Source organism: Paenibacillus sp. FSL H8-0122, from assembly GCF_038005345.1.
Classification (GTDB): domain Bacteria; phylum Bacillota; class Bacilli; order Paenibacillales; family Paenibacillaceae; genus Paenibacillus_AQ.
Genome location: NZ_JBBOTB010000001.1, coordinates 6,971,910 through 6,984,650 on the forward strand (window position 1 = coordinate 6,971,910; position 12,741 = coordinate 6,984,650).

General features: G+C 52.2%; 12 protein-coding genes. 11 read left to right on the plus strand and 1 reads right to left on the minus strand.

Annotated features, from left to right (window positions below; translation table 11 throughout):
• Positions 1-39: 39 nt before the first annotated feature.
• The 11 genes from NSS64_RS30025 to NSS64_RS30075 all read left to right on the plus strand — a co-directional run bounded on the left by NSS64_RS30025 (position 40) and on the right by NSS64_RS30075 (position 11,493).
• The gene (locus tag NSS64_RS30025; RefSeq protein WP_341142501.1) at positions 40-624 is read left to right on the plus strand and encodes an NAD(P)H-dependent oxidoreductase; all 585 of its coding nucleotides are present in this window, start codon (positions 40-42) and stop codon (positions 622-624) included.
• A gap of 128 nt (positions 625-752) precedes the next feature.
• Complete coding sequence (locus NSS64_RS30030; RefSeq protein ID WP_341142502.1) at positions 753-1,607, plus strand: SDR family oxidoreductase; 855 nt, start codon at positions 753-755, stop codon at positions 1,605-1,607.
• 191 nt (positions 1,608-1,798) lie between these two features.
• Entirely contained in the window at positions 1,799-3,427 is a 1,629-nt protein-coding gene (locus NSS64_RS30035; protein ID WP_341142503.1) for a copper amine oxidase N-terminal domain-containing protein, read from the plus strand.
• 644 nt (positions 3,428-4,071) lie between these two features.
• Positions 4,072-5,163, plus strand: a complete 1,092-nt coding sequence (locus tag NSS64_RS30040) for an iron-siderophore ABC transporter substrate-binding protein (protein WP_341142504.1) — start codon at positions 4,072-4,074, stop codon at positions 5,161-5,163.
• A gap of 41 nt (positions 5,164-5,204) precedes the next feature.
• Positions 5,205-6,200 (plus strand): FecCD family ABC transporter permease, encoded by a 996-nt coding sequence (locus tag NSS64_RS30045; protein WP_445667861.1) that lies wholly within the window; start codon positions 5,205-5,207, stop codon positions 6,198-6,200.
• The gene (locus NSS64_RS30050) at positions 6,197-7,228 is read left to right on the plus strand and encodes a FecCD family ABC transporter permease (RefSeq protein ID WP_341142506.1); all 1,032 of its coding nucleotides are present in this window, start codon (positions 6,197-6,199) and stop codon (positions 7,226-7,228) included. Before NSS64_RS30045 ends, NSS64_RS30050 begins: the two co-directional genes overlap by 4 nt.
• Positions 7,228-8,028 carry an ABC transporter ATP-binding protein gene (locus tag NSS64_RS30055; RefSeq protein ID WP_340946247.1) on the plus strand — a complete coding sequence of 267 codons (801 nt, stop codon included), beginning with the start codon at positions 7,228-7,230 and terminating at the stop codon, positions 8,026-8,028. Before NSS64_RS30050 ends, NSS64_RS30055 begins: the two co-directional genes overlap by 1 nt.
• 138 nt (positions 8,029-8,166) lie before the next feature.
• Positions 8,167-8,946 carry a DUF3800 domain-containing protein gene (locus NSS64_RS30060; protein ID WP_341142507.1) on the plus strand — a complete coding sequence of 260 codons (780 nt, stop codon included), beginning with the start codon at positions 8,167-8,169 and terminating at the stop codon, positions 8,944-8,946.
• Between the two features lie 397 nt (positions 8,947-9,343).
• Positions 9,344-9,664, plus strand: coding sequence for a LytTR family DNA-binding domain-containing protein (locus NSS64_RS30065; RefSeq protein ID WP_341142508.1), 321 nt, complete (start codon positions 9,344-9,346; stop codon positions 9,662-9,664).
• A 16-nt stretch (positions 9,665-9,680) separates the two neighbouring features.
• Positions 9,681-10,115, plus strand: a complete 435-nt coding sequence (locus NSS64_RS30070; RefSeq protein ID WP_341142509.1) for a DUF3021 family protein — start codon at positions 9,681-9,683, stop codon at positions 10,113-10,115.
• A gap of 142 nt (positions 10,116-10,257) precedes the next feature.
• Positions 10,258-11,493 (plus strand): alpha/beta hydrolase, encoded by a 1,236-nt coding sequence (locus tag NSS64_RS30075; protein WP_341142510.1) that lies wholly within the window; start codon positions 10,258-10,260, stop codon positions 11,491-11,493.
• A gap of 21 nt (positions 11,494-11,514) precedes the next feature.
• Here the strand turns inward: NSS64_RS30075 and NSS64_RS30080 are convergent, their stop codons facing one another.
• Complete coding sequence (locus NSS64_RS30080) at positions 11,515-12,738, minus strand: UvrB/UvrC motif-containing protein (RefSeq protein WP_341142511.1); 1,224 nt, start codon at positions 12,736-12,738, stop codon at positions 11,515-11,517.
• Between the last annotated feature and the right edge of the window lie 3 nt (positions 12,739-12,741).

Sequence of the window (12,741 nt, forward strand, 5' to 3'; positions counted from 1 at the left end):
TTTTGGTTATCAAATGACAACTAAAGGGGAATACCACTGATGAATACACTTGTGATCTACACCCATCCGAACCATAAGAGCCTGAGCTACGCTTTCCTGGAGGAGGTGCTGCGCGGCAGCAAGGAGAATGCGAAGATTACGGAAGTGAAGGTGCTTGATCTGTATGAGGCCGGATTCGATCCGGTTCTCATGTTCAATGAGAATCGGCGCAGACGGGATATGTACCGGGAACCGGAGCTGGCAGAGTACAGGGAGCAGCTGCTGTGGGCCGATCAGATCGTCCTGGTCTATCCGATCTGGTGGGGACGCCCGCCAGCGATGCTGATGGGCTACATCGACCGGATGTTTGCATCGGGCTTCGCCTACCGGGATAAGGGCGGACTTTTGCCGGAGGGGCTGCTCAAGGGGAAGAGCGTGATCTGCATCTCCAGCATGAAGGGGCCGACCCACTACCCGCTGCTATGGCTGGGGAACTCGCATAAGATGCTGATGCGCAAAGCCCTGTTCAACTACGTGGGCATCCGTAAGGTGAAGTTCTTCGAATTCGGTAACATGGAGAGCAAGAAGGGGAAACATAGCAAGAAGCTGGAGCAGATCTACCGCTATTTCAAGACGGTGGGGTGAATCTTGAACAATCTATTTGACATCCGGTCAACTTGTAACTACAATGGTTACATGAGTGATGATTACCGATGTCAACGAGAGCTTATAGCTGAGATTGAAATACAAGAACCCAAATGGAGGAATATGAGATGACAATCGCATTAACAGGAGCAACAGGCAAATTTGGTTCCATCGTAGCAGAGACTCTGCTGAAGACCGTACCCGCTGGGAATATTGTAGCCAGTGTCAGAAACCCGGAGAAGGCAGAAGCCCTGAAGGCGCGCGGCGTCGATGTCCGTCATGGTGATTTCGATCAGCCGGAGACGCTGGACACCGCTTTTGCCGGAGTGGAGCGCCTGCTGATCGTCTCAGCTGATCTCGACAACGACACCCGTATCCGCCAGCATAAGGCAGCTGTAGACGCAGCTGTCCGTGCAGGTGTAGGCTTCATCGTCTATACCAGTGTAGGCGATGCCGATAACAGCTCCCTGTTCCTGGCGCCGGTACACCGTGCGACAGAAGAGTTCATCCGTGAATCCGGCATTCCGTATGCTTTCCTGCGCAACAACTGGTACCTGGAGAACGAAGTCGGCTCCATTCAGGCCGTGAAGGCCGGCGCTCCATGGCTGACCTCTGCCGAAGACGGCAAGGTAGGCTGGGCATTGCGCAGCGACTATGCTGAAGCGGCGGCGGCTGTTCTGGCTGGAGAGAGCCGTGAGAGTGTCATCTACGAATTATCCGGCACCCCGCTTACCCAGGCAGAGCTGGCAGCGGTGGTCGGCGAGGTTCTGGGCCAGGAGGTGGCCGTGCAGCAGGTGGATGACACCGCCTATGCGAAGATTATGGCAGGTGCAGGCGTGCCGGAAGCGGCGCTGCCGATCGTCGTTGCCATTCAGGCAGCTATCCGTGATGGCGCGCTGAATATCGAGAGTGGCGACCTTGCGAAGCTGCTGAACCGTCCGCTTACCCCGCTGAGTGAAGGCGTACGCGCGTTGCTGGGTTAACCAGCGTTCTGCTGGCAGGTTATATCATTACAAGAGGCTGCCCGTTCCGGTGCTTTATACCGGCGGGCAGCTTTTTTTTGCGGGATGGTGATCCAAACCTGAATCCCCTGCGTTTCAGTGTATGTACAGGCAAACAGGCAGACAAGCAACGTGAACACAATATATTACACCAACCCAAGGAGTGAAGTGAGATGAAGATGAAGAAGCTAGTCGTTCCGATGTTAAGCTTGACCCTGATGATCCCTGCGCTGGCAGGTGCAGAGGCAGCTCCGGCAGCCACAGTGATGAAGGCTTCGGTGAATACACCGGCAGCTGAGCTGAGAGCGGGCCTGGATTATTTGCTCTCCGAGCATTTCACCCTTGCCGTAACCGCAATGACGAAGGCCTATGACGGGACCAAGGATGCGGCAGCGGCCTACCAGGCGCTTGATCAGAACGCGCTCGATATGCAGCCCGCTATTGCTTCACTGTACGGTGATGCAGGTGCAGCTGAATTTGAACGGATTTTCCGCGCTCATAACAAGTACACCGACGATCTGGTGAAGGCGACGAAGAACAAGGACACCGCAGCCGTCAAAGCTGCAGAAGATAAAGTAAGCGGTTTTGTAGACGAATTCGGGAATTTCCTCGGCACGGCAACAGAGGGCAAGCTTCCGGCAGCTGCCGCGAAGCAGGTTATCCGCAGTCATGAGAACCATGTCCAGGAAGTGTTCGAGGATTATGCAGCCGGCGATTACAAGGGCGCTTATGAAGCCTACCGTAAGGGGTATGCTGAGATGTTCAGCATCAGCAAGGCCTTGTCCAGTGCAATTACTACGCAAATGCCTGCTAAATTCGAGAATACCAAGGCAGATACCAAGGCTGCTGATCTGAGATCCGCACTCAACCAGTTAGCGGGTGAACACTTCGCTCTGTCCGTCCTGCAAATGCAGGAGCAATATGACGGAAGAGCCGCTTCCAGTGCGCTGCTTACAGCCGAAGCCATGAATACAGCCGACTTCAAAGCAGCGATTGCCTCCATCTATGGTGCAGACGGGGCAGCGGCTTTTGAGAAGATCTGGGTCACGAATCATGTGAATGCCCAGGCTGATTTCACAGCGGCAGTGAAGAACAATGATGCAGCGGCAAAAGCAGCAGTAGAAGCGCGTATCGCAGGCTTCACCACTGAATTTGCAGCCTTCCTTGATTCGGCTACAGCAGGCAACCTGCCGAAGTCGGCGGGGCAATCCGCACTGACCACCCACGAGAATCAAGTGCAGCAGGTGCTTACGCAATATGCAGCGGGCAACTATGACGCATCGTACAAGACGAACCGCGAGGGCTACAAGACGATGTTCGGGGTAGGCCAAGCGCTGGGCAATGCGATTGTTACGCAGTTCAACGATAAGTTCCAGGATGCAGCAGCACCCGCACCTGCAACACCAGCAGATCCTGCTTCCATGATGAAAGTCTGGATGAAGGTGGGCAGCGGCGTCCTGAACATTAACGGACAAGTAACTCAAATGGATACCAAGCCGTTCATCTGGAGCGGAATGACCTATATCCCGCTTCGCTACCTGAGTGAAGGCATCGGGGCAGAAGTGAAATGGGATAAGCAGGCGCAGCAGGTTACCATTACCGCAGGCAGTGACACCCTGGTATTCTGGATGAACAAAGACTTCATGGAAGTCAACGGCATGAGGAAATCCGTCGGCGCCAAGGTCTTTGTGAACGACGACAACAGAACCGTAGTTCCCCTTCGTTTCATCACCGAATTACTGGGCTGGAACGTACAATGGGGTAACGCCGATCAGTCCATTACACTGACCAAGAGCATGTAATTGTAAGTGAGCTAACTTAGCTAACCTTTCTGTTCTCCCCCCAGACTTCCCCACAAGCGGCCCACTATAAAAGGTGGTTGCTTGTGGGGCTTTTTTTAATGTACACGTAGAATGAGTATTCAAAGGGATAAATCCCGCTAAATATGGTACAGGCGGTCAGAGTGGCAGAACTGAGGAGCAAAGGACCCCTGAATTCCTGGAAAGTGGGCTGGAGGCGGGAAGGTGGTTACCTTATAATCAATGCCGTTCACCGGAGCCACACCATTACGTTAGCAACTATCACCATCCGCACATTATCACCAGCAATCAGCCTATAAGCTCATAAGCCCCATCATCCACCCCAATACCACCAGCCACCACCACAGCTACTACTATCCCAACCAACGATCCTAATCCCGCCCCGACCACCAACAGCGCCCTTTAGCCCAATTTTTTTTAAATTTTTTTAATCCGAAAATTACCATCGGGCATTTTGCTGAGGTTTGCGGGCGGAATCCAAATTTTACATTGACAACCTGCCCCAGCCCCTATATATTTATCGATAATGATTCTCATTATCGTATAAAATTGCACGATGTCTTATTGCCGGATAAGCCACAGTATAAGATCGACCAAAACCTATTCAGATAAGGAAGGGTCCACACATGAACCGTACCAAAAAGTTCTCTTTCAAGACATTATTCATTCCATTAGCGCTAACTATAGTGCTGGCAGGCTGCTCGTCCAACCAGCCGAATTCAGCAGCTTCACCTTCCCCTGCACCGGCAGCAGCTGCAACCAGCGAAGCGGCAAGCACAGAAGCACCAGCGGCGCAGGATGCTGTGACCTATCCGATTACCATCAAGCATGCGCTTGGTGAAGCTGTAATTAAGAGCAAGCCGGAACGCGTAGTTACTGTGCAGTGGGCTAACCATGATGTGGCTCTGGCCTTGGGCGTTGTCCCTGTAGGCTTCTCGGCTGCGAACTTCGGCGTGCAGGATGGCAGCGGACTGCTGCCTTGGACTGCAGATAAGCTCAAGGAGCTGAATGTAACCGATCCGAATGTATTCCAGGATACCGATGGTCTTGATTTCGAGGCGATCTCAGACGCCAATCCTGATGTTATTCTGGCCGCGTACTCGGGCCTAACGAAGGAAGACTATGAGACACTGAGCCAGATCGCTCCAGTGGTAGCTTACCCGACAGCTGCTTGGGCTACAACATGGCGTGAGCAGGTGCTGCTGAACGCAGAAGGCATGGGCATGAAGCCTGAAGGCGAGCAGCTCATCAAGGACACCGAAGCCCTGGTTAAGGACAAGCTGAGCAAATATCCGCAGATTGCCGGCAAAAAAGTAGTCTGGGTCAATTTCTCCGCTGAGGATTTGTCGAAACTGCATATTTATACACCTGTGGACTCCCGGGTCGCATTCCTGTATGAGCTGGGGATGATCTATCCCGAGAGCATTACCAAACAGATTACAGACCCTACCAGCTACTCGCTCAGCTTAAGCTCCGAGAATGTGGAAGCCCTGTATGATGCAGATCTGATCGTAGGTTATGGAAATGCCGAATTGCTTAAGACGCTTCAGGCAGATTCACTGATCGGCAAAATCCCGGCCATTGAACGGGGATCGGTAGCTTTTATCGACAGTGATACTCCGCTGGTTGCTGCCGGAACACCGAATCCGCTGTCCATTGCGTACACCATTGATGAATACCTTGCCTTAATTGGGGGAGCTATTGATAAAATAAAATGATGAGTTCACCGGTCTTGGACAACAATAAGCTAAAATTGCATATGCCGAAGAATTTCATCCTGGTGCTGATGAGCTGCATGGTCCTGCTGGTCCTGTGCATCATTGCGTCACTGGTACTGGGAGCCCGTCATGTAGGCTGGAATGAGCTGATTGACGGGCTTTTCCGTCCAGAGGTGGACAGCTATGGGGCAAATGTGGTGCGCAAGCGGATCTCCCGGACGGTGTTCAGCCTGATGTGCGGCGGGGCGCTAGGTGTATCGGGAGCCTTGATGCAGGCGGTGACCCGCAACCCGATTGCCGACCCCAGCATCCTCGGGGTGAACACGGGAGCCTCTTTGTTCGTGGTCTGCGGAATTGCTTTCCTGAACATAAGCACTGCAGGCCAATATATATGGCTAGCCTTAGCCGGAGCTGCAATTACAGCGGTCTTCGTATTCGGAATCGGCTCGATGGGGCGTGGCGGAGCCACGCCCATTAAGCTCGTTCTGGCGGGTGCTGCGATCAGCGCGGCTCTGTCCTCTCTGGTCACTGCCATCATGATTCCGCGCGCTTACGTCATGGACCAGTTCCGGTTCTGGCAGGTGGGCAGCGTGGGTGCGGGGACCTGGAGCGGCATTACAACCTTCATTCCGTTCCTGATGATCGGCATGCTGATTGCCTTCCTTACAGCTCCGGCCCTGAATGCGCTGGCCCTGGGCGATGATGTGGCGACAGGCCTCGGGGTCCGCACAGGGACACTGCGGCTTATCGCCGCGCTGGCAGGGGTATTGTTATGCGGAGCTGTGACGGCACTGGCCGGGCCTATCGGGTTCATCGGCCTTTTGTCCACTCATGTGATCCGTCTGATCCTCGGTTCGGACCTGCGGTTCGTGATCCCGATGTCAGCGGTCACCGGGGCGATTATTCTGACAATCTCCGATGTAGGCGGGCGGCTGATCGGCAGCCCCGGAGAGCTTGAAGTCGGTGTAGTTACAGCCTTCGTAGGGGCACCGATCCTGATTCTATTAGCGATGAAGTCGAAAGTGCGATCCTTATGAGAAATGAAACGATTGAATTTATTATGGCGGGCAGACGTCAGCGACACCGCCGCGGCCTGATTGTTACCAGCCTGCTTGCAGTACTTGCCGTAGGGCTCTGCTGCGCCATGCTGCTGCTCGGCAATACCGTCTATCCGATTGCCGATGTGCTGCGCGCACTCTCCGGGGAAGAGCTGAAGGGCGTCTCCTTCGCCGTGAATGTGATCCGGCTGCCGAGGATGCTGGCGGGTCTTTTTGCCGGATTCGCTTTCGGGATTGCCGGGTACACCTTCCAGACGATGCTGCGCAATCCGCTGGCGAACCCGAATGTGATTGGCATTACCTCAGGATCGAGTGCGGCGGCTGTATACTGCATCGTGATCCTTCAAGCCAGCGGAGCTGTAGTCTCTATTGCTTCGGTAATCGCTGGCCTTGCCACCGTGCTGCTGATCTACGTGCTCTCCAGGGGAAGAACCTTCTCCATCGGGCGGTTAATTCTGATCGGGATTGGTCTTCAGGCGATGCTGGATGCCGTGATCTCCTACCTGCTGCTGATCGGCTCCGAGAAGGACATCCCTTCAGCGGTCCGCTGGCTGACCGGCAGTCTCAACGGCTCACAGATGCGCGAGCTTCCGCCGCTGGTGATCATCGTGCTGATCTGTTCGCCTATCATCATCCTGCTGGGCAAGCATCTGAGTATTCTGGAGCTGGGGGAGCAGTCGGCTACCTCGCTTGGAGTCCGCACAGACCGGACCCGAATTGCACTGATTGTCAGCTCTGTCTTCATGGTGGCGATTGCTACGGCTACTACTGGACCTATTGCGTTTGTCTCCTTCCTGTCAGGGCCAATTGCCAAAAGACTGGTAGGTACAGGTGCCTCCAGCATCATACCCGCAGGTCTGGTCGGCGTGAATCTGGTCCTGGCGTCCGATCTGATTGGACAATTTGCTTTTGAGTACAGATTCCCTGTAGGCATCATTACCGGATTACTCGGAGCACCTTACCTGATCTTCCTGTTAATCCGCATGAATCGAAAGGGAGAATTATAATGAACAAGGCACATGTGTTTGGAGCTGAGCAGTTGATAGCGGGCTATGAGAATAAGACGATTATTCATGGGATAGACCTGGTGATCCCGGATCATCAGATCAGCGTCATTATCGGCGCGAACGGCTGCGGGAAATCCACCCTGCTCAAAACCATGGCCAGGCTGATCAAGCATACCGCAGGCCAGGTGACGCTGGACGGCAAGCCGATCTCGCAGATTCCGGCCAAAGCGCTGGCCCGGGTCATCGGGCTGCTGCCGCAATCCCCGATTGTGCCGGAAGGAATATCGGTTGCCGATCTGGTGGGACGCGGCAGATTCCCGCACCAGTCCTTGCTTGGGGGCTGGTCCCGGAAGGATTACGAAGCCGTGGCCGAAGCGATGGAGATTATGAATATCACAGAGTTCGCTAACCGTAATATCGATGAGCTCTCAGGCGGCCAGCAGCAGCGGGTCTGGATTGCGATGGCCCTGGCCCAGCAGACCGATATCCTGTTCCTGGATGAGCCGACCACCTTCCTGGATATCACCTACCAGGTGGAGATTCTGGACCTGCTCACCGATCTGAACCGCAAGCACGGAACCACCATTGTGATGGTCCTGCATGATATCAACCTGTCCGCCCGGTATGCCGACCATATCTTTGCGCTGCATTCCGGTCGGCTGGTTGCCGAGGGCTCGCCCGCAGAGGTCATCACAAGCCTGCGGGTTAAAGAGATCTTCGGACTGGATAGCACAGTCATTCCTGACCCAGTCTCCGGTTCCCCGTTGGTCGTGCCTAGAGGGCGGTATCATAACAATTAAGCTTATATAAGGCTGTCCGTACCGGAGTATCTGGCGGATGGCTTTTTTTCTGATGATAAATACATGCTCCTGAGCATCATTTCAAATTATTTGGAGTTAATGTAAAATGGAGTGAGTTACTGAGGGTGGAAAATAAACGTGAGAGCAGGAACTAACGTGACATTATATGGGTTCTATACAGACGAGTCCGGCAATAATGGTTTCGGGGATATGAGAAATCAACCTGTTCTTTGTTATGCTGGTGTGCTTGTACCCGCGCACTACCAAGTCTATCTACATAATGAGGTTCAAAAAATTAAGGATAGTCTTGAAAAGGATATAAAATCAAAGATCCATGGTATTCCAGTAGAGCAATTCCCCAGTATTGATTTTTTTAGAAAATTTGAAATTCATGGTAAGGCGTTTATTGATGGGGAGGACTTCTATTATATTTTGTCTGATGTTGAGAGGTTCGCTGTTGTCGATCATTTGCTAGCCCTACTGCAAGTGTCTGATGTTAAAGTGGTTGCGGCCATCGTGAACAAGGCCTTGTACCAAACTAACACAGGAGAGACTAATCATAATCGGATGCACATCCACGCATATACAGAGCTTGTTAAATGTATCTCGACGGAGTTAGATACCTCAGATTCTCATGCTTTCGTCATTTGTGATGACGGTAAACCGAGTGAATTGAATAATTTTGGGGATGCGTTAAGGAATCCTGCAAATAGAAGGGTCTATCCAGATCTACAAGTAAAACTATCACACGATAAAAATTGTAATCTAATTCAGCTTGCCGATATGGTTAACTTTATTGCCTCTGTCTATTTTCGTAATGTTTATGGTTTTCAGCCAAGAAAGAGACATCAGCAGAAGATTATGGATTTCTACTCAAGACATCTGGACCAAAAAATAATCAAGTGGGAATACAAATAAATAAGAGGAGATCGCACACAACGTGCGATCTCCTCTCTATGGTCGTACACAACGTGCGACCTAATACTATATTACCCATAAAATGTTGCAGTTATGACAATGAAATTAAGACATTGGGTATTTAAGTCAAACACAACGTTTGAGCTAGATACCGAATGTCTTAAGATGCGGATTTAGTCGTACACAACGTGCGAGCAAATCCTTGTTATTATTATGTTATTAGCCGAGCTTTTTGTCAAGTAAAACAGACCTTCCAATCTGAATTAACGCAGGTGATCCTATCAAAATTTCCATCGAACATATCAGCAAGGAGCAGCAAGAGGAAATCATCATCAGATGCTATGAAGCAAATGAAGAGATCAGTGAGATTGTACATAAGCTTAAGGCAGAGACCCTTGTGCTCCTGGGAGTTCAGGAAGAGCGGGTCAGCCGCATCAAGCTCAGTGATGTCTATTATTTCGAAGCCGTGGACGGCAAAGTGTTTGTCTACAGCGAGAACCAGGTGCATGAAGTGAAGCAGAAGCTGTATGAGCTGGAGGAGCTGTGCAGAGACAAGAACTGTTTTCGCGTCTCCAAATCCACGATTCTGAATATCGCCAAGATCGAAAGTGTGCACCCGTCCCTCAGCGGCCGGTTCACAGCTCTGCTTGATAATGGGGAACGTGTAGTCATTTCAAGACAGTATGTGCCCGTACTGAAACAAAGACTTGGATTATAAAGGAGGGGATCACAGCATGAAGCGTTCTGAGGTTGTCAAAGATATCATCCGCGATTTTCTGGTTATCTTCGCATCCATCATCATTATCATTACGGTGCTGCGGCAGATTTTTATGCCGGAACTCGCCTTTGACCTGATATCCATTTATACGATTATGGGCTTCTCCCTGCTTGGAGCATTGACAGGCATGATGTTGTACGCTCCTAACGGGGTAAGCGAGCAGGCGATGCGTGTTAGAATTTTGATTCATTTTCTCCTGCTGGAAATTCTGTTGATTGCCCTTGCCAGCCTGATCGGAGTTGTAGCGAGTGTGTCCGCTGCACTTCTGCTTGCTCTGCAAATCGCTGTAGTCTATTCCATTGTCCGTCTGCTGTCCTATGAGAAGGATAAGAAGGAAGCGGAGCAGATTAATGAGAGACTGAAGGCTGTGAAGCAGGATATCCGCGGGTAATTCCGTAGATAGTGCCGCACTTTATGGGGGTATTATGCATCTTATTGCCCTGTAGCTACAGCTTACCGTAAATGGGTATACATCCTTTTCGCAGTTTTTTATGATGAAATCATCACCTCACGCGAAAAGGAGAATTATCCCTATGCACAGCCGCATTAAGCTCATAAGCTGGATTAGAATTACCCTGTTTATCGTATTCGTTATACTGACACTATCCCCCGTTATTGACTGGAGCTTCAGCTGGGTGCTGCTGGCGGTCCTGCTGTTTATGTTTGCGCTGAAAGGCTCGGTTGATCTGGTCCGCAAGAAGACAGGCGTGAGACCGTCCAGACGTTCAACCCGGGTGTGGAAAAGGCTGCTAACCGCTGTGGCGCTGCTAATCGCACTTATTCCGCCTATTCTATTCCCGCAGTACCGTGCACCAGAAGTGACCGGGGAATATGAAGTCAGAACGGCTATCTACACCTATACGGACCCCAACCGGATGGAGAAATTTACGGATACCGGGGAGCGCCGGCGGGTAAATGTGGAATTCTGGTATCCCGGCCACGCGGAGGGAACATACCCGCTTATTGTCTTTTCCCATGGAGCCTTTGGGGTTAGAGAGAGCAACGCTTCAACCTTCACGGAGCTGGCCAGCCACGGCTATGTTGTAGTATCCATCGATCATCCTTACCATTCGTTTTATACACAGAGCGTGGACGGGAAGGTCACTATGATTAATGCTGATTATATGCGGGAAGTTAACGATTCCAACAAAGACGGGATCTACACCATGGAGGAGTTGTACGGCCTTACACGCAAATGGATGATGCTGCGGACTGCGGATATGAATCTGGTAATCGATAATATCCTGGAGAAAGCCGCCAGTAGCGAAGACCCCGTGTACCGGCTGATCGATACGGAGCACATTGGCGTATTCGGCCACTCGATGGGCGGTGCGGCAAGCGTGGCGCTCGGCCGGGAGCGCAGTGATGTGGATGCTGTTGTGAATCTGGATGCGCCGTTCTTCACCGAGCTGGTGTATGACCGGAGACGCAATGATCTGGCGGCCAAAAATGAACCCTACCGCGTACCGCTGCTGAACATCTATACGGACGATGTGTGGAGACAGCTTGGGAAGAACTCGGCTTATGCGGCGAATAAGACCGACAATCCGAACTTCAAGGATGCGTATACCGTTCATTTTCAGGGAGCCAAGCACTTGAGCTTGACTGATCTGCCGCTGTTCTCCCCCATCCTTGCGAATATGCTGCAGCGCGGGCAGGCGGATATCGATAAGTATTACTGTATTGAGACCATGAACAGGCTAATTCTTGAATTCTATGACTATACGTTAAAAGGCACCGGGCGGTTTGCGCCGCAGGCGGTGTATTAAGTGGGGATGCAGAGTCAATTGCTATGTACCCAAGACAGAAGACTGAACCAGTTCCGCTATCCCTTCCTCTAACCCTGTCACCTCCTCATTCTCCAGCCACTCCGGCGGGACGAGCAGATAATGGCTGGAGCTGTTCTTGAGGTAGCTGTAGATGATCTGTGCCTCGTCGATCTTGTGCCGGCTCATCTCTTCCGTAGCGGCAGTCTGGCTGCTGCTGCGGAAGACTTCCCTGGCAGATGCAGCGATCCTCCCGGTGAGCTGCCCTTCGTTCAGCGCTTCTCTTGCCAGCAGGGTGCGGTAGAGGATGACGCTGCCCTTGATGAGGATCAGCTTATGGGACTGCGCGTCCACCGGCTCCAGCACGATAATATTCTTGTTTGCTCCGGTGAATTCGATCACTTGCTCCTTCTGCAGCAGCGAGTGAACCGCCCCCAGATAATCGCGGAACTTGGCAGCGGTCTCGAAGTCGAACCGCAGCGCAGCTTCCTCCATCCGGGCTTCCAGTCCGGCTACAATTACGCTGTCTCTGCCTTCCAGCAGGCAAATGATCTCATCTATAACGGCTTCATATTGTGCCACAGCTGCCTCCCCGCCGCCGCACATGCCGATGCATAAGCCCAGCGAATGGTTCAGGCAGCGGGAGCTGCGGGAATGGGGGCTGCTGCACAGAATGCGCTGCGATTCTTTGATGCCCAGCACCGCTCTTTCCACCGTACTCCGGCTGGTATAAGGGCCATAGACGAGGCCGCCCGCCTCTGTACTTGGCTCGTAGCTGATCTCAATCTGCCGGTAAGGCGCTTTGTCTACGATGGAAATATAGCTGTAGGCGAGCGGATTTTTCATTTTGCGGTTATACATCGGCTTGATCTCTTTGATCAGCTGGCATTCCAGCATGAAGGCCTCCAGCTCTGTATCGGTCAACCGGTAGTCCAGATCGCGGATATGCTTAACGAGCTGCTTCACCTTGGGCGAATGTCCCTTATTATTATAAAAATAAGACTGGACCCGCTTCCTCAGCTGCTTCGCCTTACCGACATAAATCACATGACCCAGGCCGTCCTTCATTAGATATACGCCAGGCGTCAAGGGCAGGTCAGCGACCTTGTCTGTTAGCTTTGCGGGCATGGCAGCCGCCTCCGTTCGTGAGTTTCTTCCGTATCTTTCAAGTATAGACCATGCCGCCGTCACCTGCGACAGGAAAAGCTCCTCCCGGTCCTCCGGCAGAAGCGGTGTGACATAATCCACAAT